Origin of the sequence: Streptomyces sp. NBC_00335, from assembly GCF_036127095.1 — a bacterium.
Lineage (GTDB): Bacteria > Actinomycetota > Actinomycetes > Streptomycetales > Streptomycetaceae > Streptomyces.
The window spans coordinates 7,567,464-7,594,399 of the sequence record NZ_CP108006.1; the positions used below are offsets into that span (position 1 = coordinate 7,567,464).

Below are 26,936 nucleotides of genomic sequence, written 5' to 3' on the forward strand. Positions count from 1 at the left end.
CACCCGGCGCCGCCGATGCTCCGCAAGGGCGGCGGTCCCGCGATCCCCGGCGGGCGGCCCTCAGGCGAGGGCGCCCAACCCCGGGCCGAACGCCACCAGCAGCGGGATCGCCGGCGCCAGTGTCGCCAGGGCCGTCAGTCGCATCCGGCGCACGGCCGACAGGCGGGGCGCGGCCGCCAGCAGCCGCCGGACCCGCTCGGGGACGTGCGCGTCCGGCGCGGGGGACGGGCCGAAGACCCCGCGGTCCTCGTTCAGGCCGATCAGGGCCAGGGCGGTGGTCAGGCGGCCGTACCGCCGCGAGGCCACGTCGTCGGCGGCCAGCTCCACCAGCCGGTGCATCTGCGCCTCGAACGCGGCGAAGACCGGGACCCGCGGGAATCCCCCGGACAGGGCTCGCGAGCAGTGCAGCAGCCAGTCGTGCCGGGCCGACGCGTGCCCCTGCTCGTGGGCCAGTACGGCATCCAGCTGACTGCCCTTGAGCCGGCCCAGGGCCGCCGTCGTGACCACCAGCCGGGGGGCCGGACCCGGGAGCCACCAGCTGTCGGGCCGCTGCCCCTCCAGGACCACGAGCCGCGCCCCGGAGGCCTGCTCGCCGGGCAGCAGAGGGGCCCGCAGCAGCAGTTCGGCGCCCTGCGCGCGGCGCCGGGCGCGGGCCCGCAGGATCTCCCGGGCCAGCATGGCGCCGGTCCACAGCCCGCCGCCGGCCAGTGCGAGGGCGGTGCCCGTGGCCCAGAGCCCGCCCCCGGCGCCCAGCCCGTAGGCGTCCACCACCCCGTGCGGAGCCGGGGCGAACAGCCCGCCCCGTACGGCCTGCCAGGCGGCGGCCGCGCTCAGCAGCATCGACAGCGCGAGGCACAGCAGGACGGCGCCCACCACGCACTGCCACGTCCACAGGGCCACGACGGGCTCGCGCTCGGGCCAGCGGGCCCGGGCCAGCAGGCGGGGTGCGAGCACCGCGGTCAGGGCGCCGAGCAGCAGGAGAACGGCGGGGACCATCATGGGCCTCAGCCTAGGAGCGTGCGGCTACCTGCGGGTATGGTCCGGGCCAAGGGTGATGGAGGACACGTTTGGCGGGCCCGCCCGCGGCCTCACATCGTGAGCAGCATCGCCAACATCCCGATTCCCATGGCCAGTCGGCAGGCGCGGATCACTTCCGCCGGTCCGGCGGGTGCTCCGGGTCCGCCCGTGCCGAGTGCGCCGCCCGCGCTCCGCGCGCCCCCGACCGTGACCAGCCGGGCGCCGCCCAGCACCACGTAGCCCGCGTAGTAGACGAGTAGCAGGCCGGTGAGCAGCGGCAGTCCGGCGCCGTGCCCGTGGGCGTGGCCGGAGGCCCCCGCGGCCGCGCCGGTGCCCGAGGCCAGCGCCATGTAGACCATGGTCAGCGAGCCCACCAGATGGTGCGCGTGGTGCGGTCCGCCGCGCAGCAGCCACAGCGCGTGCAGCGCCGCCCCGCAGAAGACCACGCCCAGCACGGGCGCCTGCCAGTCGCCGCCCAGCCGGAGCGGCACCGCCATCAGGGCCATGCCGAACCCCATCGCCGCCTCCCCGGCCGCCGGTCCGCCACCGGCTCTGCCCGCGCGCCGCAGACAGTACGCACCGCTCGCCGCGCAGAGCAGGACGAGGAGCCAGGCGGAGACGGCGGTGGAGACGGAGGTGGAGAGGGACGTGGCGGGACCGTGCACGGCGGAACCTCCCGGTTCGTCGGCTTCACGGGAAGAGATGCCCCCTTCACACGGCCATCACGCCGGGCGAGGTTAGGCTCTGTGGGATCACCGGAAGAAGCACGTCGCAGACCTCGCGCAGAACGGAGCCCTCGATGCCGAGCGCCGCCCCCCAGGCCTTGACCTACCGCAGTGCCGTGGAGGCGGACATCCCGGCGCTCGTGGAGCTCGTGGAATCGGCGTACCGGGGAGAGTCGAGCCGCGGGGGCTGGACCACCGAGGCGGACTTCCTGGACGGGCAGCGGACCGACGCCGAGGACGTGGCCCGGATCGTGGGGCACCCCGAGGGCATGCTCCTCGTCGTGGAGCGCGCCGGTGAGATCGTCTCCTGCTGCCACCTCGAACACCGGGGGGACCACGTCTACTTCGGCATGTTCGCGGTCCGGCCCGGACAGCAGGGCGGCGGACTGGGCAAGGCGGTCATGGCGGAGGCCGAGCGCCGCTCCCGCGAGCAGTGGGCGGCCAAGGAGATGCGGATGACCGTGATCAACGTACGGGAGGAGCTCATCGCCTTCTACGTGCGCCGTGGTTACGAGCGCACCGGCGAGATGAGCCCCTTCCCCTACGGGGACGAGCGGTTCGGCGTCCCGCTCCGCGACGACCTGGCCTTCGAGCTGCTGGTGAAGCCGCTGTAGCCGCGGGGGCGGGGTCCACGGACCGCCGTGCGCGGTCCTCAGGCGGTGAAGCGGCCCGTGGAGCGGATCTCCGGGAAGTCGGTGAGCACGCCGTCGAGTTCGAGGGCCCGCGCGAGGCGCAGCCGCTCCAGCGTGTTGACCGTCCATCCCGTGACGCGCAGTCCGGCCTCGTGCGCCGACTCCACGGTGTGCAGGGTGAGGTGGCCGATGTTGAGGGCCACCGCCTCCGCGCCCGCCAGGGCGGCCCGGGCGACGACCTCCCCGGCGTCGGCCGGGGTCTGGTTCGCGTAGAGCACGGTCCGTACGCCCGGAACCAGACGGGCCGCCTCCACGAGCACCTCGTCGCGGAAGGAGGCCACCTCCACCCGGCCGGTCAGATCGCGGCGCAGCAGCAGCTCGGCGAAGGTCCCGACGGCGCCGAGGTCGTGGACCTGGATCCGCAGCGGGGCGCGGACCGCGTCGACGACCTCGTCGAGGACCGGCACGTGTTCGCCGTCTCCGGCGTCCAGCTCGCGCAGTTCGGCCAGGGTCAGGTCGGCCACTGCGCCCGAACCGTCGGTGGTCCGGTCCACCTCGGCGTCGTGCAGGACGACGAGGGCGCCGTCCTTGCTGAGCCGTACGTCCAGCGCGACGACGTCCATGCCGGACCGTTCCGCGCGGACGAACGACCGCAAGGTGTTCTCCGGTTCGACACCCATGACCCCGCGGTGCCCGATGGTGAGGAAAGTCAAGGTTCTCTCGCTTCCGTCGACGGCGGCCCCGCGCGCGGTCGCGGTGTCCCGACCGGCCGCGCGCGATATGAGGACGCATGCTAGTGCGCCCCCCGTGCGATGAAACCGCCTTTGCGGGGCCTCCGCAACGCCGTCCGGCCGCTTCCCGACGGGCCCGCCGGGGGCTGGTGAGCCCCCGCCGCGGCCCGCGCGGTCACCCGGGCGTGGGCGCGTCCCCGCCGGCTTGACGTTCCTGCGCGTGCGGGCTCTCCAAGGTCTCCACGCCCTTCAGGACTTCCAAGCCTTCCATGCCCTTCAGGCCTTCCAGATCAGCGAGCAGCTCCCGCGTCAGCTCCAGTTCGGCCAGGTGCTGGCGCTCGCTCCAGCGCAGGGCGAGCACCGGGAAGGCCCAGTCCCGCTCGGTCGCCGCGTGCGCCATGGCCTCCCGTACGGAGGCCAACTCCTCGGTGGTGCGCTCCAGATGCTCCGTCACCATCGCACGCAGCCGCTCCGGCTCGGCCAGGTGACCGAGCCAGACCCGCAGCAGCAGCCCGTGCTTGAGCACCGGGGGGCCGGCCTCGGCGACGTCGGAGGCCCAGCCGGCCAGCGCCTCGCGCCCGGCGGGGGTGATGCCGTAGCGCCGCTTGGCCCGCGCCTCTTCGGGGCCGGAGCGCACGGAGGCCGCGTAGCCCAGTTCCTCCAGGCGGCGCAGCTCGGCGTAGATCTGGCTGATGGCCGGGGACCAGTAGAAGAAGCGCAGCGAGGAGTCCGCCCACTTCTTCAGTTCGTAGCCGGTCCGCTCGCCGGGGAAGGAGAGCAGGCCGAGAACGGCCCACGCGGTCGGTGGAAGCTCTTGCTTCTTCGCCTTCTGACTACTAGTCATATTTCGAATAGAAGTGAGACCCGGCACGGGACGCGACCCTGGAGGCATAAGTGAAGTTCTCCGTCATCTTCGAGGCACAGCTGGCCGACCCGACCGTGGAGCGCGAGCACCAGGTCATCCGTGACTGCGTGGAGCAGGCGGTACTCGCCGAACAGATGGGATTCGACCGGATCTGGGCCGTCGAGCACCACTCCCTGAAGTGGTACGCCCACATGTCCGCCCCGGAAATCTTTCTGAGCTTCGTCGCTGCCCGGACGAACACCATACGCATCGGCCACGGAGTCGTGTGCATGCCCTTCGCCTTCAACCACCCCGTCCGGGTCGCCGAGCGGGCCGCGATGCTCGACCTGCTGTCCGGCGGGCGGGTCGACCTCGGGGCCGGGCGGGGCGGGACCGTGCAGGAGACCTCGCTGTGCGGGGTGGACAGGGACCGCACCACGGCGGAGGTCGAGGAGGCACTGCGGATCATCGGGAAGGCCTGGCAGGAGGACGAGCTGGAGTACCACGGGGAGCTCATCGACATCGATCCGCACCCGATCCTGCCCCGGCCGAGCCAGCGGCCCCACCCGCCGCTCTTCCTGGCGTGCAGCCGCGCCGAGACCCTGGTGCAGGCCGCGGAGCTGGGCGTCGGGGCGCTCGTGATGGGATTCGCCGGGCCGGAGTCCATCGCGGGGATGCGCTCCGTCTACGACGCCGCGATCGCCGGCCGGGACGGCGGCCGCTTCGTCTCCACGGCGGTCAACGACCACTTCTCGGTGCTCTGCCCGACGATCGTGCTCGACGACCCCGAGGAGGCCCGCCGGATCGGGATCCGGGGACAGCGGTTCTTCGCGCAGTCCATCGGCCACTGGTACGGCGGGACGGGGGTGCCGGACGAGGCGGTGGTCGAGGGAGCCGACGAGGGGGCGCAGATGCGCAGGGCGGCCGAGCAGGTGGTCGCCCGGCTGCACGAGCAGGACATCCCGGTACGGCCCACCGCCACGGCCACCTTCAACGCGGACCACGCCTACGGGAGTGCGGACGAGGCGATCGCGTACGTGGAGCGGCTGCGGGAGGCGGGGGCCGACGAGATCATGTGCCTGATCCAGATGGGGACCGTGCCGCAGGAGGCCTGTCTGGAGACCCTGCGGCAGTGGGGCGAGAAGGTCATCCCCCACTTCGCGAACCAGCGGGCGTAGGGGGCTGCCGCCGTGACGGATGTGACCGCCGCCCGGGGCGACCGGCTCGATCCCTCCGCCCGTCCCTACGCCGACGCGCTGGCCTCCCTCTTCCCCGACCTCGGGGGGCGCGTCACCGACGCAGACGAGGCCCGCCGGATCCTCGCCGCCGTGCCCGCCACGGCCCGGCCGGCCGTCGTGGGGGCCGTGGAGGACCGGGAGGTCCCCGGGCCGGCCGGGGCGCCGCCGGTCCCCGTACGCGTCTACTACCCCGACCCGGAGCGGTGGCCGGGCCCCCGGCCGACCGTGGTGTTCTGCCACGGCGGCGGCTGGGTCCTGGGTGACCTCGACCGCTACGACGCCACCGCACGGGCGCTCTGCCGGGCCTCCGGCGCCGTCCTGGTCTCCGTGGACTACCGGCGGGCGCCCGAGGCCCGCTTCCCCGCCGCCGTCCACGACGCGTACGCCGCCCTGTGCTGGGCGGGCGCGCACATCGAGGAACTCGGCGGGGACCGGGCCGCCCTGGTGGTGGCCGGGGACAGCGCCGGCGGGAACCTCGCCGCAGCCTCCTCGCTGCTGGCCCGTGAGCGCGGGGGCCCCGCCGTCGCGCTCCAGGTGCTGATCTACCCGTGCCTGGACGCCGCCCAGGACGCCGGGTCCTACCGGAGCAACGCGGAGGGGTACTTCCTGACCTCGGCGCACCTGCGCTGGTTCTGGGAGCAGTACCTGGGCCCCGGCGGCGACGGCGGCCATCCGCTGGCCTCCCCGCTCGTCGCCGACCCGAGGGGGCTGCCGCCCGCGTACGTGGTGGTCGCCGGCTGCGATCCGCTGCGGGACGAGGGGGAGGCCTACCACCACCGGCTGCTCGGCGCCGGGGTCCGTTCGGCCCTTGACTCCCACCCCGGAATGTTCCACGGGTTCCTCGCACTGGCCGGAGTGCTCCCCGAGGCGGGCCAGGCCTTGGCGCGGCTGGGCGAAGTCATCGACTCCACGCATAAGAACGGGAAGACTTCCGGTGAAACCGGGGGTGACGCAGGATAATTTCCCGGATCTCCTCTTGAGAAGGAGAGCCTCACCCGCTTACGCTGTGCCGACGTGAGGTTCTCCTGTGGAGGAAGTGACATGACGGAAACTCTTGTGCCGGGCATCGGCGGTGCCGTGACGACCGCTGGTGTACGGGTGGTCGACCACCCGGCATGGCCCGAGCTCAAGGCCGCCGTGGAGGAGATCCGGCCCTGGCAGTCGGCCGACGGCTCCATCGACTTCGAGCGCGAGGGGTCGCACATCCGCGCAGCCGCCCCGGCCGCGGTCGAGCGCGTGATCGAGGGCATCGAGGCGCTGTCGCCGCTGCTCCCGCACGGCGCCGCGTACCACCGCGCCCTCATCGGCGACCTGCGCAAGTGGGCCGACGGCGGCTTCGGCGTACCGGACTTCCTCGACTCCCTGCTGGCCTTCGCCCCGGCCGCCGAGCGCGCCGACGGGCTCCAGCACCTCGTGGTCTTCCCGATGTACACGCAGAACGGCAACCCGGACCGCAACCTCGAAGCCGTCGTGCTGAAGATGGTGTGGCCCGAATGGCTCTCCGAGCTGGAGCGCACCCGGTACGACAACCCGCTCTTCCTCGGCATCACCTTCGAGGACTTCACCCCGGGCTACGACACGCACTCCGCCGTGCTCTTCCCGGAGACCATCGCGGTGCGCGAGGCCCCCGAGCGCTTCACCTGGGGCGGCATCTTCTGCGACCGCGAGGCCGCCCGCTACCGCAAGGTCACCGAGGCCGCCGTCGACATCCTGGGCATCGAGCTGCCCGAGGACATCGCCCGGATGGTCGAGGACCAGGAGCGCTGCGAGAAGGCCTTCGTCCTGTGGGACATGGTCCACGACCGCACCCACAGCCACGGCGACCTGCCGTTCGACCCCTTCATGATCAAGCAGCGCCAGCCGTTCTGGATGTACGGCCTGGAAGAGCTGCGCTGCGACCTCACCGCCTTCAAGGAGGCCGTGAAGCTGGAGTCCGAGGGCAACGAGCACGGCCGTGACGTGCAGTACGCCGTCCTGTTCGACCGGATGTTCCGCTTCCCGGTGTCCGGCGACCGCAACCGCAACTACGACGGCCTCGGCGGCCAGCTCCTCTTCGCGTACCTCCACAAGCACGACGTCGTGCGCTGGACGGACAACAAGCTGAAGATCGACTGGATGCGCGCCCCGCAGGTCACCAACCAGCTGTGCGCCGAGATCGAGGACCTCTACCGGGCCGGCATCGACCGCCCGAAGCTCGTCCACTGGTTCAAGGCGTACGAGCTGGTCGCGGAGTACCTCGCCCCCCACCCGGGATCCAAGTGGGCCAAGGGCCCCGACGCCCTGGACCTGACGCAGCCGCCCCGCAAGCTCGTGGACGACGTGCTTCCGGACGAGTTTCCGCTGAGCATGTTCTATGAGGCCCTGGCCAAGAAGCTCAAGGGCGTGATCGCCTCGACCAAGGGCATCACGGCAGGGAACGCCGCGGACCGCGAGACCGCCGCGCGGGTCGCCGCGTGAGCACTCGCCCACAGGAGGCTGCACAGATGAACGGCTCCGGTAACGGGAACGGGAAGCTCCACGGGGCGGTAGTGGCGGTGGCGGGGGCCGGCGGGCCCGCCGGCCGCGCCACCCTGCTCCGCCTCGCCGAGGCGGGCGCCATCGTCGTCGCCTCCGACGCCGACGCGGCCCGGCTCGCCGAGGCCGTGGACGCCGCGCGCTACGCCCACGGCGGTGCCACGATCACCGGCGACACCGTCGACCTGCTCGACCTGGACGCCACCAAGGCCTGGGCCGAGCAGACCGAGAAGGAATTCGGCCGCATCGACGGCCTGGTCCACCTCGTCGGCGGCTGGCGCGGCAGCACCACCTTCACGGACGCGGACCTCGCGGACTGGGCCTTTCTGGAGAAGCTCCTCATCCGCACCGTCCAGACCACTTCCCTCGCCTTCCACGACGGGCTGCTGCGCAGCGACCGCGGCCGCTACGTCCTGGTCAGCCAGTCCGGTGCGCACAAGCCGGTCGCCAACAACGCCGCGTACAACGCGGGCAAGGCGGCGGCCGAGGCCTGGACCCTCGCGATGGCGGATTCCTTCCGCAAGGCGGGTGGCGAGGACGGTCCGGGCGCCGCGGCTGCGATCCTGGTGATCAAGGCATTGGTGCACGACGCGATGCGCGCGGAGCGTCCCACTGCGAAGTTCGCGGGCTTCACCGACGTCAAGGAGCTGGCCGAGGCCATCGCCGGCGTCTGGGAGCGGCCCGCCACCGATGTGAACGGACAGCGCCTGTGGCTCACCCCCCAACCGTGAAGACCGGTGCCGTGAAGACCGCGATACGCAAGTCGGCGGCCAAGACCGACGCCCGCCGCCACCACGACCCGGCGGTGCGCGGCTTCGCGAGCGACAACTACGCCGGGATCCACCCGGAGATCCTTGCGGCCATCGCGCTCGCCAACGGGGGCCATCAGGTCTCCTACGGCGACGACGAGTACACGGAGAACCTCCAGCAGGTCTTCCGCGGCCACTTCGGCCCGCACGCCGAGGCCTACCCGGTCTTCAACGGCACCGGCGCCAACGTGACCGCCCTGCAGGCGCTCACCGACCGCTGGGGTGCGGTGATCTGCGCCGAGTCGGCGCACATCAACGTCGACGAGGGCGGTGCGCCCGAGCGGATGGCGGGCCTCAAGCTGCTCACCGTCCCCACGCCGGACGGCAAGCTCACCCCCGAGCTCATCGACCGGCAGGCCTGGGGCTGGGAGGACGAGCACCGGGCGATGCCGCAGGTCGTGTCGATCACCCAGAACACCGAGCTCGGCACGGTCTACACCGTGGACGAGGTCCGTGCCATCTGCGAGCACGCGCACGCCAAGGGGATGAAGGTCCACCTCGACGGTGCCCGGATCGCCAACGCCGCGGCTTCGCTCGACGTGCCGATGCGCAGCTTCACGAACGCGGTCGGCGTGGACGTGCTGTCCTACGGCGGCACCAAGAACGGGATGATGGCCGGCGAGGCCGTCGTCGTGCTGAACCCGGACTCGGTCCGGCAGATGAAGCACATCCGCAAGATGTCGATGCAGCTTGCCTCCAAGATGCGCTTCGTGTCGGTGCAGCTCGAAGCGCTCCTCACGAAGGACCTGTGGCTGCGCAACGCCCGCCACGCCAACGCGATGGCGCAGCGGCTGGCGGCCGGGGTGCGCGAGACCGACGGGGTGGAGATCCTCTACCCGGTGCAGGCGAACGCGGTGTTCGCGCGGCTCCCGCACGAGGTCACGCGCCGCCTCCAGGAGCGTTACCGCTTCTACTTCTGGGACGAGATCGCGGGCGACGTCCGGTGGATGTGCAGCTACGACACCCAGGAAGAGGACGTGGACGGCTTCCTCCAGGCCCTCAAGGAAGAGCTCGCACGGTAGTGGCATAAATTCATAGGCATGCAGTCGAATGCATGGGTATGCTCCTGGATCATGGAACTGATCCAGGAGCATTCCGACGTTGCCGCCTATCTGGCGGCCGATGAAGCGGTCGACCACGGCCATCCACTGGTCGAAGAGACCGCCGACGCGCTGTGGACGGCCACGGGCGACGCATATTCATACGCCAAGGCGGCCTTCGAGTTCGTCCGTGACACCATCCCGCACTCCGCCGACTCCGGGGACGACCGCGTCTCCTGGCGAGCCTCCGACGTCCTGGAGACGCGCAACGGGATCTGCTACGCCAAGTCCCACGCGCTGACCGCCCTGCTGCGCAACCGGGGAATCCCGGCCGGCCTCTGCTACCAGCTCCTCGGCGACGGCGACGGATCGAACCTCGCCCTCCACGGCCTCGTCGCGCTGCGCCTGCCCGGCGGCGAGGGCTGGGCCCGGGTGGACCCGCGGGGCAACAAGCCCGGTGTGGATGCCCAGTTCACCCTCGACCGCGAACAACTGGCCTTCCCGGTCCGTCCTGAACTCGGCGAGATCGACTACCCGGGGGTGTACGCGGCACCCCGCCCGGCCCCGCTCAACGCGCTCCAGGAGTCCGCGGACCGGACGCAGTTGTGGCGGAACCTGCCGACGGCGCTGTAGCCGCCGGGGCGGCGGCGCCGTCCGTCTTCCGTAGGCGGCCGCGCGCCGTCACCACGGTGTGCAGCAGGGCGGCGGCCAGTTGCAGGACCGCGATCGCGAGCACCAGGATCCAGGGCGGTACGTCGGCGGCGAGCCCCACGAGGGCGGCGCCCGTGGACGCGGCCGTCACCTTCAGTCCGGCGCCGAGCGTGAACACCTGGGTCCGCGTCCCGTCGGGCGCGAACTCCGAGCGGATCCGCAGGGTGGCCGTCAGCAGCGGCCCGTCGCACACCCCGGCCGCGGCGAACGCCACGGCCGCGAGCGGGAGGGACGGGGTGAACGCGGCCACCGTCAGTGCCACCCCGGTCGCCGCCATGGCCCAGCAGGCGAGCCGGCCCGAGGGCACGGTCGTGATCCTGCCCAGCGTCAGGGAGCCGGTCAGGGCGCCCAAGGCGAAGGCGGTCATCAGTACGCCGCCGCCACCCGGGCTGCCGAGCGAGGTGGCCAGGAGGACCGAGGTGACGGTGAGCGCCCCGAGGCCGAGGAAGGCCAGGGTCGTGGCCGAGGTGATGGCCCGCAGCTGCCGGATCCGCCACAGGGCGGCCAGCCCGGCGCCCATCCCGACCCGGGGTGCGCCGGGGCCGGGGTCCGGGCTTCCGTGCGGGCTCCCGTACGGAAGGGTCGCCGCCAGCGCCGCCGCCAGCGCGCCCGACGCGGCCAGGAGCGCCATCGCGGGCCCGGCCGAGCCGAAGGCCGCGACGAGGCTCACGGCCGCCGGGGCGGTCACCGCCGCGCCGTTGTAGGTCGAGGCGTCCCAGCCGTACGCCCGGTCGCGCGCGGGGCCGGCCGGAACCAGTCCCGCCACCAGGCTCGACAGCCCGCCCGTCACCATCGGCCCGCAGGAGCCGCCGAGCACCGCCACCGCGAGCACCACCGGGGTCGGAGCCCGCCCGAGCAGCAACGCCAGGGCCGCCACGGCCGCGGTGAATCCCGCCAGAGCGCCCACGTGGAAGAGGCGGGGCCGGCGCGACCTGGCCGCGGCGGCGCCCGCGAGCGGAGCCGCGAGCACGTGCGGGGCCAGCCAAGCCGTCAGTACGAACGCGCCGTGTGCGGCGCTCCCGGTGCGCTGGAGGGCGAGCAGCACGACGGCCATGCCCATGCCCTCGGAGGCGAAGCGCGCCGCCAGTGCGGCGGCCAAGTACCGTCCGAGCCCCGGCATCCCGGCCCCTTTCGCCGGATGACGTGGCAGAGGGGTGTGAGGCTACGCCATACCGGTGTAGGGCGAAAGGATCGCGATTTTCGGGCAATAGGAAACTTTCCTGTCTGACATCGTTGTCAGCCTGGCATGCGCATGCGTATCTTCGGCCGCACGGATCCCCCCACGGACCCTCCTCAGGAGCACTCACCTCCGATCTCCGACCTCCGACCGGAAGGCGCTTCATGCGTTACGGAGTCCCCGCCGGGCTGCTCGCAGCGGCCCTCGGCCTGGTCGCGGCGCTGACCCTCGCCCCCACCTCCGCCGCCGTCACCCCCCACACCCCCGTCACCCCCGCCGCCCCCACGGCCTTCGCCCACCCCGGAGTCCTGAACAGCCGCGCCCAGCTGGACTTCGTACGCACCAAGGTGCAGGCCGGGCAGCAGCCCTGGAAGGCGGCGTTCGACGCCATGCTCGCGAGCCGGTACGGCTCGCTGTCGCGGACGCCCAAGCCGCGCGAGATCGTCGAATGCGGCTCCTACTCCAACCCCAACCTCGGCTGTACCGACGAGCGGGAGGACGCCATAGCCGCGTACACCGACGCGCTCGCCTGGTACGTCACCGGCGACGCCCGGTACGCGAAGAAGTCGATCGAGCTGATGGACGCGTGGTCCGCCCGGATCAAGGACCACACCAACAGCAACGCCCCCCTGCAGAGCGGCTGGGCGGGCTCCACCTGGCCGCGCGCCGCCGAGATCGTCAAGCACACCTACACCGGCGGCTGGCCGAACCAGGGGCGCTTCGCCACGATGCTGCGCGAGGTCTACCTGCCCGAGGTGATCGGCGGGAAGCCGAACAGCAACGGCAACTGGGAACTGATCATGATGGACGCCGCCGTCGGCATCTCCGTCCACCTCGACGACCGCGCGAGCTACGACAAGGCGATGGCGATCTACCTCGGCCGGGTGCCCGCCTACTTCTACCTGGCCTCCGACGGGCCGCAGCCGAAGTACCCGCCGCGCTCCACCATCGACACCAGGAGCGAGCTGATCGGCTACTGGCACGGCCAGAGCACCTTCGTCGACGGTCTGGCGCAGGAGACCTGCCGGGACTTCGGCCACACCGGCATGGGCATCGCGGCGACCATGCACGTGGCCGAGACCTCGCGCATCCAAGGGCGCGACCTGTACCCGGAGTTCAAGGACCGGTTCCGGCACGCGCTGGGCTTCCACGCCACGTACGAACTGGGTGGGGCCGTGCCCTCCTGGCTGTGCGGCGGGAGCCTGGCCAAGGGCCTGGGCCCGGCGACCGAGGTCGGCTACAACGCCCTGCACACCCGGCTCGGCGTCACGATGGAGAACACCCGCAGGCTCACCGAGGGCCGCCGCCCGGCGGGAACCGAGAACCACTTCGAGGCGTGGGAGACGCTGACCCACGCCCAGAACCCGAACTGACCGAACCCCTGACGACGGACTGCGGCCCCGCCCGATGGGCGGGGCCGCAGTCCGTCGTCAGGGGCAGGCCTCAGCCGGCTTCCTTGACCTGCTCCGGGGTCGGCGCGGTGCCGCCGAGGTGGGCCGGCAGCCACCAGGAGTCCTCGGCGCCCTTGGGCTTGGCCGGGTAGGCGGCCTGGGCGGCGTCCAGCAGCTCCTGCACCCGTCCGCGCAGCCGGCGGGTGATGGCCCCGGCGTACTGGTCGGCGGGAGCCTCCAGCGGCTCGCCCACCCGCATCGTCACGGGGATGTGGCTGCGCTTGAGGTCCTTGGGGCGGCCCTTGGTCCACATCCGCTGCGTGCCCCACAGCGCCACCGGGATCAGCGGGACGCCGGCTTCCTGGGCCATGCGCGCCGCACCGGACTTGAAGCTCTTGAGCGTGAAGGACTGGGAGATCGTCGCTTCCGGGAACACGCCGATGATCTCGCCCGAGCGCAGGGAGTCGAGCGCGTGCTGGTAGGCCGTCTCGCCCTGGGCGCGGTCCACCGGGATGTGCTTCATCGCGCGCATCAGCGGACCGGACACCTTGTGCCGGAAGACCGATTCCTTCGCCATGAAGCGGACGAGCCGCTTCTGCGGGCGCGCGGTCAGCCCGGCGAAGATGAAGTCGAGGTAGCCGATGTGGTTCGACACCAGAACCGCCCCGCCCTTGCGCGGGATGTTCTCGGTGCCCTTCATGTCGATGCGGACGTCGAGCGCACGGAAGAGGGTGTGTGCGGCGCCGATTACCGGGGGGTAGACGAACTCAGCCATGTGGGGAGGCCCCGCTTTCTGCCTGGAGGTGCTCCCGGCCGGAAGTTACGGCAGCGTAGGTACGCGGCCATGGGGATCGTGCCCCATACGAGAGCCGCAGGCCAGCCCAGACGCCCGTGCCCGGCGAGATTCTCGTCACGCCGGGAATGCGGCGTGCCCGCGGGGCGCTTCGATCAGCGTATGAACGTACCGGGATGATGGACGGGTGCCCGTACGGGCAGGCGACGGCGGAGACGGGGGCGCGGGTGCGCGCAGGCGAGCGGGTCGAGGGTGTGGGCGAAGGCCGGCTGGGCATCGCCGAACTGGGCGCCGAGCCGGGGGAGCGGGCCACGCTCGTGCAGTTCTCCAGTGCCTTCTGCCAGCCCTGCCGGGCCACCCGGCGGATCCTGGACGAGGTCGCGGCCTTGGTCGGGGGCGTCCGGCACATCGAGATCGACGCCGAGAAGAACCTGGACCTCGTACGGGCCCTCGGCATCGAGAAGACCCCGACGGTACTGGTCCTGGACGCGGAGGGCCGGATCGTGCGGCGGGCCGCCGGAATGCCGCGCAAGGCCGACGTGATCGCCGCCCTGGGCGCCGCCGTATGAGCCGGGCGCGGACCCGGCGGGCGCGGGGCGCGGCCCCCGGCCGGCGCGGGAGCCGGGCGTCCGGTGAGCCGGTACGCACGTCCGCACGCAGCGTGACGCGCCCTACATCTGCCCGTTGAGGCTTGACTGTGTACACGAGAGATCGCCAGGCTTGCGATATGCGGTATGAACTCCTGCTTTACGGACGGGACACCTCCTGATGACGGCTCCGACGGCTCCGTCCCCACGGGTGGGCGCAGGCCTGCCCGGCTCGCCCGCGCTGTTGCGCTCGGTGTTCCGCCGGCACGCCGCGGGCGTCGCCGTGATCACCGCCGAGAGCGGCGGCCGGCCGGTGGGTTTCACCGCGACCTCCCTCAACTCCGTCTCGGCGGACCCCCCGCTCCTGTCGTTCACCATCGGCACCGGGTCCTCCAGCTGGCCGGCGATACGGGACTCGGAGTACCTCGGGGTCCACATACTCGGCGAGCACCAGGAGGAGCTGGCGGGCCTGTTCGCCCGCAACGGGGCCGACCGCTTCGGACCTGCCACCGACTGGGCGCCCGGCCCGCACGGGGTTCCGGTCCTGGGCGGCGGCGTGCTGGCCTGGCTGGTGTGCCGGGTCGTGGCGCGGGTTCCGGCCGGTGAGCACCGGGTGATCATCGCGGAGGCGGTCGCCGGGGACCCGGCGGGAGACCCTGCGGGGGACCCGGCCGGGGAGGGCAGGCCGCTGCTGTACCACCAGGGGCGCTTCAACGCGTTGAGGGACTGAATCGTCCCTGCTGGGGCCGGTTCCACCGGCGTTGGCCAGATCACAGTTCACCGGCCTTGCAACCTGGCGGAACCCGCTGTGTACTGACGAGTAACATTCCTGAACGGGGCGCGGGCCGCCCCGGCGGGAACGGCCCGAGATGGCGCCTATGCTGCCTGAACAAGGCGGTACCAGAAATGTCGATGCGGTAGGAGAGCCGGCGTGAGCCTGAGGATCGTTGTCTGTGTGAAGTACGTGCCCGACGCCACTGGCGACCGGCAGTTCACCGAAGACCTGACCGTCAACCGTGACGACGTCGACGGCCTGCTGTCGGAGCTCGACGAGTACGCCGTCGAGCAGGCGCTGCAGATCGCCGACGAGGCCGACGACGCGGAGATCACCGTCCTGACGGTGGGCCCCGAGGACGCGAAGGACGCGCTGCGCAAGGCGCTGTCGATGGGTGCCGACAAGGCCATCCACGTCGAGGACGACGACCTGCACGGCAGCGACGTCATGGCCACCTCGCTGGTGCTCGCCAAGGCGATCGAGAAGGCCGGTTACGACCTGGTCATCACCGGCATGGCGTCGACCGACGGCACCATGGGTGTTCTCCCGGCGATCCTGGCCGAGCGCCTGGGCGTCCCGCAGGTCACCCTGCTCTCCGAGGTCAAGGTCGAGGACGGCGTCGTCACCGGCCGCCGCGACGGCGACTCGGCGAGCGAGCAGCTGGAGGCCTCCCTCCCGGCGCTCGTCTCGGTGACGGACCAGTCGGGCGAGGCCCGCTACCCGTCCTTCAAGGGCATCATGGCCGCCAAGAAGAAGCCGGTGGAGTCCTGGGACCTGGAGGAGCTGGAGATCGAGTCCGACGAGGTCGGCCTCGAAGGCTCCTGGACCGCGGTCGACTCCGCGACCCAGCGTCCGGCCCGCACCGCCGGCACGATCGTCAAGGACGAGGGCGAGGGCGGCAAGTCGCTGGCCGAGTTCCTGGCCGGCCAGAAGTTCATCTAAGAGCTTCGGCCCCTTCTCAAACGCCCCCTGACTACTTCGCATTCGCAGGAGCATCCCCAATGGCTGAAGTCCTCGTCTACGTCGACCACGTCGACGGCGCCGTCCGCAAGCCCACCCTCGAACTGCTGACGCTGGCCCGCCGCATCGGCGAGCCCGTCGCCGTCGCCCTCGGCGCCGGTGCCGAGGCCACCGCCGCCGTGCTCGCCGAGCACGGCGCCGTCAAGGTCCTCACCGCCGACGCCCCGGAGTTCTCCGACTACCTCGTCGTACCGAAGGTGGACGCGCTCCAGGCCGCGTACGCCGCCGTGTCCCCGGCGGCCGTACTGTTCCCCTCCTCCGCGGAGAACAAGGAGATCGGCGCCCGCCTGGCCGTCCGCATCGGCTCCGGCATCATCACCGACGCCACCGACCTGGAGGCGGGTGACGAGGGTCCGGTCGCGACGCAGGCCGCGTTCGCCGCGTCCTTCAGCGTCAAGTCCCGCGTCTCCAAGGGCACCCCGGTCATCACCGTGAAGCCGAACTCGGCCCCGGTCGAGGCCGCCCCGGCCGCCGGCGCCGTCGAGGCGCTCGCCGTCACCTTCGGCGCCCTGGCCACCGGCACCAAGGTCACCTCCCGCACCCCGCGCGAGTCGACCGGCCGCCCCGAGCTGACCGAGGCCGCGATCGTGGTCTCCGGCGGCCGCGGCGTCAACGGCGCCGAGAACTTCCACATCATCGAGGCCCTCGCGGACTCCCTCGGTGCGGCCGTCGGCGCCTCGCGCGCCGCCGTGGACGCCGGCTGGTACCCGCACTCCAACCAGGTCGGCCAGACCGGCAAGTCGGTCTCCCCGCAGCTGTACATCGCCTCCGGCATCTCGGGCGCGATCCAGCACCGCGCCGGCATGCAGACGTCCAAGACGATCGTCGCGATCAACAAGGACGCCGAGGCCCCGATCTTCGACCTCGTCGACTACGGCGTGGTCGGCGACCTCTTCGCGGTCGTCCCCCAGCTGACCGACGAGATCAAGGCGCGCAAGGGCTAAAACCCTGTCGCAGGCGTTGACCTGCGAGTAAGTGGTCTCCGGGGCCGTGTGGTGTTTCTCACCGCACGGCCCCGAGTCGTTTGTCCCAGGCGGCGGAGGGACCATTGACTGAGCGGAACCCCGTGACTAAATTCTGTAATGCGGATCTAAGATTCCGTGAAGCGGAAAAGAGGAGAGTGCACGATGGGTCAGCAGGAGAAGGTGGCGACGAGCCTCGCAGGCGCGGTCAGCGAGGGCATCAGCGCTTCCCTCAAGCCGGTGGACGCGGAACTCGCGCGCCACTACCCGGGCGACCCCGGCACCCGTCAGCCGATCCACACGGTCTACGTGCCCGGTGACGTCTTCGCCGCGGACACCATCCGGACCTGGGGCGACCAGGCCCTCGCGGCCCTCGACGAGCACGCCCCGGACGCCGCCACCTTCGCCAAGGTACTCGGCATCTCCGACGAGCTGGCCGTACCGGTCTACGACCGCGTCCGCGCCAAGCTCGCCTCCGAGCCCATCGAGGACCTCCGCGTCGACTTCGAGGACGGCTTCGGTGTCCGCTCCGACGAGGAGGAGGACCAGGCCGCGGCCCGCGCCGCCCGCCTCGTCGCCGAAGCCTTCTCCAACGGCACGAACGCCCCGTACATGGGCATCCGGATGAAGTGCATGGAGTCCAACGTCCGCGACCGCGGCATCCGGACCACCGACATCTTCCTGTCGGGCCTGCTCGCGCACGGCGGCCTGCCCGAGGGTCTGGTCCTGACCCTGCCCAAGGTCACCTACCCCGAGCAGGTCACCGCCTTCGTGCAGCTGCTGGAGGCCTTCGAGACCGCCCGCGGCCTGCGCCCCGGCAGGATCGGCTTCGAGATCCAGATCGAGACCAGTCAGTCCATCCTGGCCTCCGACGGCACCGCCGCGGTCGCCCGGATGATCGAGGCCTCCAAGGGCCGCGCCACCGGCCTGCACTACGGCACCTTCGACTACAGCGCCTGCGTCGGCGTCTCCGCCGCGTACCAGTCGAGCGACCACCCCGCCGCCGACCACGCCAAGGCGATCATGCAGGTCGCGGCCGCCGGCACCGGCGTGCGCGTCTCCGACGGCTCGACCAACGTCCTGCCGATCGGCACCACCGAGCACGTCCACGAGGCCTGGAAGCTGCACTACGGCCTCACCCGCCGCGCCCTGGCCCGCGCGTACTACCAGGGCTGGGACATGCACCCGGCGCACCTGCCGACCCGCTACGCGGCCGTGTTCGTCTTCTACCGCGAGGGCCTGGAGACGGCCGCCGCGCGCCTGAAGGCGTACGTCGCCAAGATCGAGGGCGACGTCATGGACGAGCCCGCCACCGCGAAGGCGCTGGCCGGCTACCTGGTCCGCGGCCTGGACTGCGGCGCCGTCGGCGCCGACGAGGTCACCGCCCTGACCGGCCTGACCCGCGCGGAACTCGACGCCTTCGCCATCCCGCGCCGCTCGGCGACGCTGACGGCCACCGCCTGAGGCGTTCGGCAGTGACGACGTGGCCCGGCCGGGCGGATCCCGGCCGGGCCACACTGCGTCCTGTCGTCAGGTGGTGCGTCAGAGCCACGGCGGCGAGAGCGGCCACGAGCACGCACACGCCCTGCCAGCCGGCCCGGCCGTAGACGCGCACACCGAGCCAGGACCCGGCACTCCCGCCCAGGTAGGCGCAGGTCATGTAGGCGGTGTTGAGGCGGCTCCGCGCGTCGGCCCGCACGGCGAAGACCCGCGCCTGATTCGCGATCATGCCGGCCTGCATCGCGATGTCCAGCACCAGCGTGCCCACCGTCAGGGCGACCAGACCCGGCACGCCGCCCCGGACTCCCGCCGCGAGGACCGCCGCCGATACGAGGACCGCGAGCAGGCAGACGAGGTTCACCGGATCGGGGCCCCACCGGTCCACCATGCGCCCGGCGAGCGGAGTGCAGAACATGGTGGCCCCGCCGACCAGCGCGAGCAGCCCCACGGCCTGCGGCCCCAGACCGTACGCCGGACCCGTGAGGAGAAGCGCCGCACAGGTCCAGACGGCCGAGAACCCACCGAAGACGGCTCCCTGGTAGAGGCAGGAGCGGCGCAGCCGCGATTCGCTGCGCAGCAGGCGCAGGGAGTCGGCGAGCAGCGCCCCGTACGGCCGCCGGGCGGGCGGCGGCGTGCGCGGTACCGACACGGCCAGGACGGCCGCGAGCAGCAGGAGGAGAACGGCTGCCACCAGATAGGGGGCCCGCCATCCCAGCCATTCGCCGAGCGTCGCACCGAAGGTGCGGGCCAGCAGCATCCCGCCGATCGACCCGGCCAGCAGGGTGCCCAGCACCGCCCCTCGGCGGTCCGCGCCCACCAGCCCGGCCGCCAGCGGGACGATGATCTGCGCGGCCACCGTGGTGATCCCGGTGAACATCCCGGCGGCGGCGAGGAACCCGAGGCTCGGGGCGCAGCCCGCGGCGAGCAGACCCAGTCCGGTGAGGGCGAGCAGGGTGACCAGGAGCGGGCGGTGGGGGAACCGGTCGCCGAGCGGCACCAGAAGGAAGAGCCCGGCCGTGTAGCCGACCTGGGTGGCGGTCACCACCAGGGACGCCGCATCGGGGGAGGTGCCCAGCCCGGCGGCGATCAACGGGCTGATCGCCTGCGGGAAGTAGAGGGTGCCCACCGCGACCGCACAGACCGACGCCAGGGTCAGTACCGTCCTGCGGCTCATCTCGGCCTGCCGGCCCGCCGTTCGTGTCATGGAGGGAAGTCCACGGCACCCGCGGTGCACCGCAAATTGATGTAGCGTATTGCTTAATGATCAGCTTCGAGCTCGGTGTCGAAGACCTCGCCGACACCCGCTTCGCCCTCTCGCCGCTCGGCGAGACCGTGCTGAGCCTGCGGGTGCTGCGCGAGCCGGGCCTGTCGGCGGTGCACCTCCCGTGGCGCAGGAGCGTGCTCGGCCGGCTCGGTGCGCTCGACACGGCTCTGCTGATGTCCCTGGTCGCCCAAAGGCGCACGCTGCCCGACTTCCTGACCCCGCGGCCCGCGAGCTTCGCCCCGGACTTCGAGGCGGAACTCGCCGCCGTCCGGGCCACCTCCCCCGACACGGTCCGCCGCGACCTGTTGGCCGCGCACGCCCCGGACCCGCTCCCCGACCCGCTGAGCGCGGCGGATCGCGCCGATGACGCAGCGGTCGAGGTACTCCGCGACGACATCTGCGACCTGCTCCGCAGCTACTGGGAGGCGGCCGTCCGGCCGGCGTGGCCGCGGATGCGACTGTTGCTGGAAGCCGACATGACCTACCGCGCACGGCAGTTGGCCGTGGGAGGCGCGCGCCGGCTGTTCGCCGACATGCACCCGAACCTGCGCTGGAACGACGGCGTCCTGCACATCGGCGCGATGATCAACAGCCACCGCGTCGCCGCGTCCGGGCGTGGACTGCTCCTCCTGCCGTCCGTCTTCGTCCACAAGCCGGCGCCCCCGGTCAGCCCCGAGGAGCCGCCCACGCTGGCGTACCCGAGCCGGGGGGTGGCGACCCTGTGGACCCCGCCGCCCACCGCGGACGAACCCGCGCTCGTGGCGCTCATCGGCGCTCCCCGTGCCCGGCTGCTCGGCCTGCTCGACGAGCCGCTGGCAACGGGCGAGATCGCCCGCCGCTTCCGGGTCACTCCGAGCGCCGTTTCCCAGCACCTGCGGGTGCTGCACGCCGCGGGCCTGCTGAGCAGGGCGCGCGACGGACGACAGGTCCTCTACCGGCGCAGCCCGCTCGGCGACGAGTTGGCCGGAGACGCCCGGGCGGCCGGGAACCCGGAGCCGTGAGGGTCAGTCGGCCGGCGGGAGCTCGCCCGAGCCGCGGGGGATCAGGCGGGTGGGGAGTTCGATGCGGGACGGGGGGAGGTCGGCGCCCGCCAGGCGCTGGAAGAGGCGGTCCGTGGCCACGCGGCCCAGGGCCGCGGCGTCCTGGGCGATGACCGTGATGCCGGGGTTCAGCAGGTCGGCCAGTTCGAAGTCGTCGAAGCCGACCAGGGCCACCGGGCGGGGCAGGGACGCGAGGACGCGTACGGCCGTGACCGTCACGCGGTTGTTGCCCGCGAAGAGGGCCGTGACCGGCTCCGGCCCGGACAACATCGCCCGGGCGGCGGCCGAGACCCGCTCCGGGGCCGTCGTGCCGAGCGAGACCCAGGCCCCGTCGACCGGCAGGCCGGCGTCCGCCATGGCCGCGCGGTAGCCCCGCAGTCGCTCGGTCGCCGTGTGGATGTGCGGCTGGTCGCCGATGAAGCCGATCCGGCGGTGGCCGCCCGCGATCAGGTGCGCCACCCCGTTCACGGCGCCCCCGAAGCTGTCGGACAGCACCACGTCCGCGTCGATCCGGCCCGCCGGGCGGTCCACGAACACCGTGGCCACCCCGGCCCGGATCTCCGGCTCCAGATAGCGGTGGTCGTTCCCGGCCGGGATCACCACGAGCCCGTCCACCCGGCGGGCGCACAGCGCGAGCGCCAACTCCCGCTCGCGCTCGGGGTCCTCGTCGCTGGAGCCGTTGATGAGCAGGGCGCCGTGGGCGCGGGCCACCTCTTCCACGGCCCGGTTGAGCGGCCCGTAGAAGGGGTCGGAGAGGTCCTCCAGGACCAAGCCGACGGTGGCGGTACGGCCCTTGCGCAGGACGCGCGCGCTGTCGTTGCGGCGGAAACCGAGCGCGTCGATGGCCTCCTGGACCCGCTTCTCGGTGTCCGGGGTGACCCCCGGCTCCCCGTTGACCACGCGTGACACCGTTTTGAGGCCCACGCCGGCCCGGGCCGCCACGTCCTTCATGGTCGGCCGGTTGCCGTAGCGCGGCTCGGACGGGCGGCGGGTGTGGGGCACGGTGTCGGACCTCCGGAGGGGCGGGCGCTGTGACGGTGCGGGCCCGACGCTGCGGACAGGCCCCTGACCTTGAGGATAAGCACTCGGAGGGGCACCGGGGTTTCCGTGGCAGGGTGGTGCGGGCAAGCCACTGGGGGCATCGGGAGAGGGGCAGACGTGATTGTCTGGATCAACGGCACCTTCGGCGCCGGGAAGAGCAGCACAGCGCGCGAGCTGACCGGCCTGCTGCCGGAGAGCACCTTGTTCGACCCGGAGTTCATCGGTGACGCGCTGCGCGTGCTGCTGCCGCGCAAACGCCTCGCGGAGGTGTCCGACTACCAGGACCTGCCGAGCTGGCGGCGGCTCGTCGTGGACACGGCGGCGGCGATGCTGGCGGAGCTGGGCGGGGTGCTGGTGGTCCCGATGACGCTGCTGCGGCAGGAGTACCGCGACGAGATCTTCGGCGGGCTCGCGGCGCGTCGGATCGCGGTGCGGCACGTGCTGCTCGCCCCGGAGGAAACGATCCTCCGGGAGCGGATCGCGACCCGGGAGGAGCCCGGGTCGGCGGCGGACGCGGACCTGCGGGTGCGGCAGTGGGCCTACGACCACATTCCGGCCTACCAGCACGCGCTGGGCTGGCTCGCGGCCGACGCGCACGTCATCGACAACGGGCCCCTGACCGTACGGGAGACGGCCGAGCGGATCGCCGAGGCCGTACGCACCGGCACGGCCCGGGTCTGCGACATCGTGCAGACCCCGCAGCCGACGCGCGAGACGGTCGCGGCCGGGGTGCTGCTCTTCGACGACGCGGACCGGGTGCTCCTGGTCGACCCGACGTACAAGCCGGGGTGGGAGTTCCCCGGCGGGGTCGTCGAGGCCGGGGAGGCCCCGGCGTGCGCGGGGGTACGGGAGGTCGAGGAGGAACTCGGGCTCGTACTGGAGCGCCTCCCCGAGCTCCTGGTCGTGGACTGGGAGCCGCCTGGGCCGCCGGCGGGCTACGGCGGCCTGCGGCTGCTGTTCGACGGGGGTCGGCTGTCGGCGGCGCAGACCGGGCGGCTGCGGCTGCCCGGACCGGAGCTGCGGGCCTGGCGGTTCGTGACGGAGGAGGAAGCGGCGGACCTGCTGCCGCGGGTGCGGTACGAGAGGCTCCGGTGGGCCCTGCGGGCCCGCGAACGGGGCCGGGCGGCGTACCTGGAGGCGGGACGGGCGGTTCCGTAGCCGGGGGCGGGCGGCGGGCGGCGGGCGGCGGGCGGCGGGCGACGGGCGACGAGCGGCGGGGGCCGGGGTGGGCCCGGCCCCCCCGCCGGGATCAGCCCGTCGGGGTGGGCGAAGGCCGAGCCGCGGCCGCCGCCTCCGCTGCCGCCAGGAGGGTGGCCGCGGTGTCCGAGGTCAGGGGGTCGCCGTGGCCGAAGCAGGCCACCGCAGGGGCCAGTGCGGCCAGTCGGAGCATCGACTCGACGGCCCGGGCGCGGTCCACGTTGAAGACACCGAGGATCACCTGGCCGACACCGGCGACGCAGTCGCCCGTGAACAGCACGCCGTGCTGCGGGAGATGGACGCCGATGCTGCCCGGGGTGTGACCCGGAGCGTGGACGACGACCGCGCCGTCGCCGAAGGGGAGTACCTCTCCGTCCTTCACCTCCCGGTCCACCCGGGTCGGCGGGGCCTCGGGAACCGTCAGGCCGTGTGCGTACAGCGGGAGTTCCCAGTCCAGCAGGACCGGCTCCGGGACCGGCTGCTCGCCGCGGATCACCGGCGCGTCGAGCGCGTGCGCCAGTACCTCCGCGCCCCAGCGCACTGCGAGTTCGCCCGCCGCTCCGACGTGATCGCGGTGGCAGTGGGTCAGAACGATCCGCTCCAGCCGCTCCGGCATCAGCCCGAGGGAACGTATCGCCCCTTCGATCGCGTCCGCCGAACCGGCGTGGCCCGCGTCGATCAGGGTCAGGGCCTCACCATCGCGCCAGAGGTAGGCCTGGCCGATGGGGAAGCGGAGCATGTGGAGGCGGCCGAGTACGACTTCTACGAGATCCATCACCCGAACGTACGGGGACGAACCACGCCGCCGGCGGAGGTTGCGCCGGTAGCGTGGTTCGCCCGTAGCCGAGCGTTCGGGGAACCGCCCGCGACACCGTCAGGCGCGCTTGGACTCCGCGTAGTTGACGAGGAACAGCGCCTCCGTGACCGACAGGCGCTCCAGCTCCTCGGGGGAGACGCTCTCGTTCACCGCGTGGATCTGCGCCTCCGGCTCGCTCAGGCCGATGAGCAGCATCTCCGCGTCCGGGTACAGCTCCGTCAGCGTGTTGCACAGGGGGATGGAGCCGCCCATGCCGCTGATCTGCATCTCCTGGCCCGGGTAGGCCGCCTTCATGGCCTGCGCCATCGAGGCGTACGCCGGGCTGTCCGTGTCCGCCTGGAACGGCTGTCCCTGGCCGACGACTTCGAGCTCCAGACGCGCCTTCCACGGGGTGTGCGCCACCAGGTGGGCCTCCAGCAGCTTGATCGCCTCCGCCGTGTCCACGCCCGGCGGCACCCGCAGGCTCACCAGCGCGCCCGCGCTCGCGTGCACCGAGGGGGTGGCACTGGCCAGCGGCGGGGAGTCGATGGCCAGCACGGTGACGGCCGGCCGGGACCACAGCCGGTCCGCGATCGTGCCCTCGCCGATCAGCTCGACCCCGTCGAGCACCTTCGCGTCGGAGCGGTAGTCGGCCTCCGGGTACTGGAGCCCCTCCCACACACCGTCCGAAGCCAGCCCGTCCACCGTGGTCGAGCCGTCCGGCGCGCGCAGCGAGGCCAGCAGTTGGATCAGGGCGGCCATCGCGTCGGGGGCGGCCCCGCCGAACATGCCGGAGTGCAGGTTGCCGCCCAGGGTGTCGATCTTGACCTTCAGCAGGCACATGCCGCGCAGGGTCGCGGTGACCGTCGGCAGGCCCGTACGGAAGTTGCCCGCGTCACCGATCACGACGGCGTCGGCGGCCAGCAGTTCGGGGTGGGCCGTCGCGTACTGCTGGAGACCGCCGGTGCCCTGCTCCTCCGAACCCTCGACGATCACCTTCACGTTCACCGGGACGCCGCCGTTGGCCTTCAGGGCGCGCAGCGCGAGCAGGTGCAGGATGAACCCGCCCTTGCAGTCGGCGGTGCCGCGGCCGTACCAGCGGCCGTTCCGCTCGGTCAGCTCGAAGGCGGGGGAGATCCAGGCCGCGTCGTCCAGCGGGGGCTGCACGTCGTAGTGCGCGTACAGCAGGACGGTCGGGGCGTCCGCCGGGCCGGGCAGGTACCCGTACACCGACTGGGTGCCGTCGGGGGTGTCGAGCAGCGCCACGTCCTGGAAGCCCTCGGCGCGCAGCGCGTCGGCGACCCAGTTCGCGGCGGCCTGGCTCTCGCTCTGGGGGAAATTGGCCCAGTCCGCCACCGACTGGAAAGCCACCAGCTCGGACAGCTCCTGCTTGGCGCGGGGCATCAGCGAGGCGACGGTCTCGGCGATCGGATGAGACGGCATGGGCACGCTCCTCTTGGGTGCGACGTTGGTGTACGTGTACGGGTTACGTATACGCCTCCCGCACGCGCGGGGTGTGCGTATGCGGGCTACGGCAAAAGACTCTTCCGATCCTCGCACAACGGGGCAGTCGATCTCGCGCCGTAGGATTTCCCCGGCATCGGAGCAACGGCATGAACCGCATGATCAGGAGCATCAGCACATCGTGAGCAGCGACGAGAGCGACAGCGGCGACGTACGCGACGCGGCGGCAGGACAGCCCGCTCAGGGGGCGGACGCGCAGACGGCCGGGGAGACCGGCGAGGTGTGGGACGTGGTCGTGGTCGGGGCCGGGCCGGCCGGGTCCTCGGCCGCGCACGCGGCGGCCGCGGCGGGACGGCGCGTCCTGCTGTTGGAGAAGGCGGAACTGCCCCGGTACAAGACCTGTGGCGGAGGCATCATCGGCCCCTCGCGCGATGCGCTCCCGCCGGGTTTCGTGCTGCCCTTCAAGGACCGCGTCCACGCGGTCACCTTCTCGCTCGACGGGAAGTTCGCCCGGACCCGGCGTTCGAAGCAGATGTTGTTCGGGCTGATCAACCGGCCCGAGTTCGACGCGGCGCTGGTCGCCGAGGCGGAGAAGGCCGGCGCCACGGTCCGTACGGGTACGGCCGTCGCGCGGGTGGAACAGCACGGGGCGTCCGTGCCCGACCGGCGGACCGTCGCCGTGATCCTCGGCGACGGCGAGACCGTGCTGGCCCGGGCCGTGGTCGGCGCGGACGGCAGCGCGAGCCGGATCGGCGCGCACGTCGGCGTCGAGATGGACCAGGTCGACCTCGGCCTGGAAGCGGAGATCCCCGTCCCGGAGACGGTCGCCGCGGACTGGAAGGGCCGGGTCCTCATCGACTGGGGACCGCTGCCCGGCAGTTACGGCTGGGTCTTCCCCAAGGGCGACACCCTCACCGTCGGGGTCATCTCGGCGAAGGGCGAGGGCGCCGCGACCAAGCGGTACCTGGACGACTTCATCGCCCGGCTGGGCCTGTCGGGCTTCGAACCGGCGATCTCCTCCGGGCACTTGACCCGCTGCCGCAAGCCCGGATCGCCGCTTTCGCGCGGGCGGGTGCTGGTCGCGGGCGACGCGGCCGGACTGCTGGAGCCGTGGACCCGGGAAGGCATCTCCTTCGCGCTGCGCTCGGGGCGCCTCGCGGGGGAGTGGGCCGTGAAGATCTCCGAGGCCCAGGACGCCGTGGACGCACGCCGCCAGGCGCTCAACTACGCCTTCGCCGTCAAGGCGGGGCTGGGCGTGGAGATGGGCGTCGGCAAGCGGATGCTGGAGCTCTTCGAGGCCAAGCCGGGCCTGTTGCACGCGGCGATCACCGGCTTCCGGCCGGCCTGGCTGGCCTTCGCCCGGATCGCCCGGGGCTCGCTGACGCTGGCCGAGATGGTGCGTACGTACCCGCTGGCGCGCAAGGCACTGCACGTGCTGGACGCCCGGCAGGCGCGGAGCAGGGGCGCGGGCGGGGCTGAGGCCGGTTCCGGTACGGGCTCCGGTTCTGGGGCCGGGGCCGGGGCCGGGGCCGGGGAGTCGGACGGGGCCCAGGGCGGGGCCAAGGGCTGAGCCGAGGAGTAGCCCGAGGCTGAAGTCGCTGACCCCGATGGGGGAGCAGCGGCGCCGAGGTGCGGAGTGTGGCGGTCTTGCCGGGTGTGCCGGCGAGG

26 protein-coding genes are annotated in these 26,936 nt (G+C 72.5%); 16 read left to right on the top strand and 10 right to left on the bottom strand.

All coding sequences use genetic code 11. The annotated features are described in order from the left end of the window. Nucleotides 1-60: 60 nt before the first annotated feature. Both OHA37_RS34305 and OHA37_RS34310 read right to left on the bottom strand, forming a co-directional pair. Nucleotides 61-999: a M56 family metallopeptidase gene (locus OHA37_RS34305; RefSeq protein ID WP_266911176.1), complete on the bottom strand. Its 939-nt coding sequence runs from the start codon at nt 997-999 to the stop codon at nt 61-63. 89 nt (nt 1,000-1,088) lie between these two features. After that, nucleotides 1,089-1,682 (bottom strand): DUF5134 domain-containing protein, encoded by a 594-nt coding sequence (locus OHA37_RS34310; RefSeq protein ID WP_266911178.1) that lies wholly within the window; start codon nt 1,680-1,682, stop codon nt 1,089-1,091. Nucleotides 1,683-1,816: 134 nt separating this feature from the next. Between OHA37_RS34310 and OHA37_RS34315 the strand changes: the two genes are divergently transcribed. Then, on the top strand, nt 1,817-2,356 hold the full coding sequence (locus OHA37_RS34315) for a GNAT family N-acetyltransferase (protein WP_266911180.1): 540 nt from the start codon (nt 1,817-1,819) through the stop codon (nt 2,354-2,356). Nucleotides 2,357-2,394: 38 nt separating this feature from the next. On the opposite strand, the gene OHA37_RS34320 is transcribed toward OHA37_RS34315, so the two are convergent. Both OHA37_RS34320 and OHA37_RS34325 read right to left on the bottom strand, forming a co-directional pair. Then, a complete protein-coding gene (locus tag OHA37_RS34320) occupies nt 2,395-3,087 on the bottom strand; it encodes a glycerophosphodiester phosphodiesterase (RefSeq protein WP_266911182.1) in 693 nt (230 codons plus the stop codon). A 193-nt stretch (nt 3,088-3,280) separates the two neighbouring features. Continuing rightward, complete coding sequence (locus OHA37_RS34325; RefSeq protein WP_266911184.1) at nt 3,281-3,949, bottom strand: PadR family transcriptional regulator; 669 nt, start codon at nt 3,947-3,949, stop codon at nt 3,281-3,283. A gap of 50 nt (nt 3,950-3,999) precedes the next feature. Here OHA37_RS34325 and OHA37_RS34330 point away from each other — a divergent pair, with 50 nt between their 5' ends. The 6 genes from OHA37_RS34330 (at nt 4,000) to OHA37_RS34355 (ending at nt 10,183) form a co-directional block, all read left to right on the top strand. Further along, nucleotides 4,000-5,127 carry an LLM class flavin-dependent oxidoreductase gene (locus OHA37_RS34330; protein ID WP_266911186.1) on the top strand — a complete coding sequence of 376 codons (1,128 nt, stop codon included), beginning with the start codon at nt 4,000-4,002 and terminating at the stop codon, nt 5,125-5,127. Between the two features lie 12 nt (nt 5,128-5,139). Then, entirely contained in the window at nt 5,140-6,147 is a 1,008-nt protein-coding gene (locus OHA37_RS34335; RefSeq protein ID WP_266911188.1) for an alpha/beta hydrolase, read from the top strand. A gap of 81 nt (nt 6,148-6,228) precedes the next feature. Beyond that, complete coding sequence (locus tag OHA37_RS34340) at nt 6,229-7,644, top strand: DUF6421 family protein (RefSeq protein ID WP_266911190.1); 1,416 nt, start codon at nt 6,229-6,231, stop codon at nt 7,642-7,644. A 26-nt stretch (nt 7,645-7,670) separates the two neighbouring features. Then, entirely contained in the window at nt 7,671-8,432 is a 762-nt protein-coding gene (locus OHA37_RS34345) for an SDR family oxidoreductase (RefSeq protein ID WP_266911192.1), read from the top strand. Further along, nucleotides 8,429-9,532 carry a threonine aldolase family protein gene (locus OHA37_RS34350; protein WP_266911194.1) on the top strand — a complete coding sequence of 368 codons (1,104 nt, stop codon included), beginning with the start codon at nt 8,429-8,431 and terminating at the stop codon, nt 9,530-9,532. The genes OHA37_RS34345 and OHA37_RS34350 overlap by 4 nt, the downstream gene beginning before the upstream one ends. A 51-nt stretch (nt 9,533-9,583) precedes the next feature. Then, nucleotides 9,584-10,183 (top strand): transglutaminase-like domain-containing protein, encoded by a 600-nt coding sequence (locus OHA37_RS34355; protein ID WP_266911196.1) that lies wholly within the window; start codon nt 9,584-9,586, stop codon nt 10,181-10,183. Here the strand turns inward: OHA37_RS34355 and OHA37_RS34360 are convergent. After that, nucleotides 10,119-11,381, bottom strand: coding sequence for an MFS transporter (locus tag OHA37_RS34360; protein ID WP_266911198.1), 1,263 nt, complete (start codon nt 11,379-11,381; stop codon nt 10,119-10,121). The two genes, OHA37_RS34355 and OHA37_RS34360, sit on opposite strands and share 65 nt — an antisense overlap. Nucleotides 11,382-11,602: 221 nt before the next feature. On the opposite strand from OHA37_RS34360, the gene OHA37_RS34365 reads away from it, so the two are divergent. Further along, nucleotides 11,603-12,811 carry an alginate lyase family protein gene (locus OHA37_RS34365; protein ID WP_266911200.1) on the top strand — a complete coding sequence of 403 codons (1,209 nt, stop codon included), beginning with the start codon at nt 11,603-11,605 and terminating at the stop codon, nt 12,809-12,811. Between the two features lie 70 nt (nt 12,812-12,881). Here OHA37_RS34365 and OHA37_RS34370 read toward each other — a convergent pair whose 3' ends face one another. Next, entirely contained in the window at nt 12,882-13,604 is a 723-nt protein-coding gene (locus OHA37_RS34370) for a lysophospholipid acyltransferase family protein (protein ID WP_266911202.1), read from the bottom strand. A 194-nt stretch (nt 13,605-13,798) separates the two neighbouring features. Between OHA37_RS34370 and OHA37_RS34375 the strand changes: the two genes are divergently transcribed. From OHA37_RS34375 to OHA37_RS34395, 5 genes are all read left to right on the top strand, one after another. Beyond that, entirely contained in the window at nt 13,799-14,191 is a 393-nt protein-coding gene (locus OHA37_RS34375; protein WP_266911204.1) for a TlpA family protein disulfide reductase, read from the top strand. Between the two features lie 199 nt (nt 14,192-14,390). Then, nucleotides 14,391-14,939: a flavin reductase family protein gene (locus tag OHA37_RS34380; protein ID WP_266911206.1), complete on the top strand. Its 549-nt coding sequence runs from the start codon at nt 14,391-14,393 to the stop codon at nt 14,937-14,939. 201 nt (nt 14,940-15,140) lie between these two features. Then, a complete protein-coding gene (locus OHA37_RS34385; RefSeq protein WP_250738898.1) occupies nt 15,141-15,926 on the top strand; it encodes an electron transfer flavoprotein subunit beta/FixA family protein in 786 nt (261 codons plus the stop codon). Nucleotides 15,927-15,985: 59 nt separating this feature from the next. Next, nucleotides 15,986-16,948 carry an electron transfer flavoprotein subunit alpha/FixB family protein gene (locus tag OHA37_RS34390; protein ID WP_266911209.1) on the top strand — a complete coding sequence of 321 codons (963 nt, stop codon included), beginning with the start codon at nt 15,986-15,988 and terminating at the stop codon, nt 16,946-16,948. A gap of 183 nt (nt 16,949-17,131) precedes the next feature. Next, nucleotides 17,132-18,430: a DUF6986 family protein gene (locus OHA37_RS34395; RefSeq protein WP_250738901.1), complete on the top strand. Its 1,299-nt coding sequence runs from the start codon at nt 17,132-17,134 to the stop codon at nt 18,428-18,430. Here OHA37_RS34395 and OHA37_RS34400 read toward each other — a convergent pair. Continuing rightward, a complete protein-coding gene (locus OHA37_RS34400; RefSeq protein ID WP_443046256.1) occupies nt 18,345-19,670 on the bottom strand; it encodes an MFS transporter in 1,326 nt (441 codons plus the stop codon). The genes OHA37_RS34395 and OHA37_RS34400 overlap by 86 nt on opposite strands. 56 nt (nt 19,671-19,726) lie before the next feature. Here OHA37_RS34400 and OHA37_RS34405 point away from each other — a divergent pair, with 56 nt between their 5' ends. Further along, complete coding sequence (locus OHA37_RS34405; RefSeq protein ID WP_266911211.1) at nt 19,727-20,731, top strand: ArsR/SmtB family transcription factor; 1,005 nt, start codon at nt 19,727-19,729, stop codon at nt 20,729-20,731. A 3-nt stretch (nt 20,732-20,734) separates the two neighbouring features. On the opposite strand, the gene OHA37_RS34410 is transcribed toward OHA37_RS34405, so the two are convergent. Then, the gene (locus OHA37_RS34410) at nt 20,735-21,721 is read right to left on the bottom strand and encodes a LacI family DNA-binding transcriptional regulator (RefSeq protein ID WP_266913344.1); all 987 of its coding nucleotides are present in this window, start codon (nt 21,719-21,721) and stop codon (nt 20,735-20,737) included. 207 nt (nt 21,722-21,928) lie between these two features. Here OHA37_RS34410 and OHA37_RS34415 point away from each other — a divergent pair, with 207 nt between their 5' ends. Then, the gene (locus tag OHA37_RS34415) at nt 21,929-22,969 is read left to right on the top strand and encodes an NUDIX hydrolase (RefSeq protein WP_266911213.1); all 1,041 of its coding nucleotides are present in this window, start codon (nt 21,929-21,931) and stop codon (nt 22,967-22,969) included. A gap of 91 nt (nt 22,970-23,060) precedes the next feature. Here the strand turns inward: OHA37_RS34415 and OHA37_RS34420 are convergent, their stop codons facing one another. Both OHA37_RS34420 and OHA37_RS34425 read right to left on the bottom strand, forming a co-directional pair. Further along, nucleotides 23,061-23,783: an MBL fold metallo-hydrolase gene (locus OHA37_RS34420; protein WP_266911215.1), complete on the bottom strand. Its 723-nt coding sequence runs from the start codon at nt 23,781-23,783 to the stop codon at nt 23,061-23,063. A gap of 99 nt (nt 23,784-23,882) precedes the next feature. Next, nucleotides 23,883-25,247, bottom strand: a complete 1,365-nt coding sequence (locus tag OHA37_RS34425; RefSeq protein WP_266911217.1) for a dipeptidase — start codon at nt 25,245-25,247, stop codon at nt 23,883-23,885. A 301-nt stretch (nt 25,248-25,548) separates the two neighbouring features. Between OHA37_RS34425 and OHA37_RS34430 the strand changes: the two genes are divergently transcribed. Beyond that, nucleotides 25,549-26,838: a geranylgeranyl reductase family protein gene (locus OHA37_RS34430; protein WP_323182417.1), complete on the top strand. Its 1,290-nt coding sequence runs from the start codon at nt 25,549-25,551 to the stop codon at nt 26,836-26,838. Nucleotides 26,839-26,936 lie beyond the last annotated feature (98 nt).

Bases quoted from the DNA above. Each gene is read 5' to 3' on its own strand.
- OHA37_RS34305 (WP_266911176.1), bottom strand. From the start codon at position 999: ATGATGGTCCCCGCCGTTCTCCTGCTGCTCGGCGCCCTGACCGCGGTG.
- OHA37_RS34315 (WP_266911180.1), top strand. From the start codon at position 1,817: ATGCCGAGCGCCGCCCCCCAGGCCTTGACCTACCGCAGTGCCGTGGAG.
- OHA37_RS34325 (WP_266911184.1), bottom strand. From the start codon at position 3,949: ATGACTAGTAGTCAGAAGGCGAAGAAGCAAGAGCTTCCACCGACCGCG.
- OHA37_RS34340 (WP_266911190.1), top strand. From the start codon at position 6,229: ATGACGGAAACTCTTGTGCCGGGCATCGGCGGTGCCGTGACGACCGCT.
- OHA37_RS34345 (WP_266911192.1), top strand. From the start codon at position 7,671: ATGAACGGCTCCGGTAACGGGAACGGGAAGCTCCACGGGGCGGTAGTG.
- OHA37_RS34355 (WP_266911196.1), top strand. From the start codon at position 9,584: ATGGAACTGATCCAGGAGCATTCCGACGTTGCCGCCTATCTGGCGGCC.
- OHA37_RS34360 (WP_266911198.1), bottom strand. From the start codon at position 11,381: ATGCCGGGGCTCGGACGGTACTTGGCCGCCGCACTGGCGGCGCGCTTC.
- OHA37_RS34365 (WP_266911200.1), top strand. From the start codon at position 11,603: ATGCGTTACGGAGTCCCCGCCGGGCTGCTCGCAGCGGCCCTCGGCCTG.
- OHA37_RS34370 (WP_266911202.1), bottom strand. From the start codon at position 13,604: ATGGCTGAGTTCGTCTACCCCCCGGTAATCGGCGCCGCACACACCCTC.
- OHA37_RS34375 (WP_266911204.1), top strand. From the start codon at position 13,799: ATGATGGACGGGTGCCCGTACGGGCAGGCGACGGCGGAGACGGGGGCG.
- OHA37_RS34380 (WP_266911206.1), top strand. From the start codon at position 14,391: ATGACGGCTCCGACGGCTCCGTCCCCACGGGTGGGCGCAGGCCTGCCC.
- OHA37_RS34390 (WP_266911209.1), top strand. From the start codon at position 15,986: ATGGCTGAAGTCCTCGTCTACGTCGACCACGTCGACGGCGCCGTCCGC.
- OHA37_RS34395 (WP_250738901.1), top strand. From the start codon at position 17,132: ATGGGTCAGCAGGAGAAGGTGGCGACGAGCCTCGCAGGCGCGGTCAGC.
- OHA37_RS34400 (WP_443046256.1), bottom strand. From the start codon at position 19,670: ATGACACGAACGGCGGGCCGGCAGGCCGAGATGAGCCGCAGGACGGTA.
- OHA37_RS34405 (WP_266911211.1), top strand. From the start codon at position 19,727: ATGATCAGCTTCGAGCTCGGTGTCGAAGACCTCGCCGACACCCGCTTC.
- OHA37_RS34410 (WP_266913344.1), bottom strand. From the start codon at position 21,721: ATGAAGGACGTGGCGGCCCGGGCCGGCGTGGGCCTCAAAACGGTGTCA.
- OHA37_RS34420 (WP_266911215.1), bottom strand. From the start codon at position 23,783: ATGGATCTCGTAGAAGTCGTACTCGGCCGCCTCCACATGCTCCGCTTC.
- OHA37_RS34425 (WP_266911217.1), bottom strand. From the start codon at position 25,247: ATGCCGTCTCATCCGATCGCCGAGACCGTCGCCTCGCTGATGCCCCGC.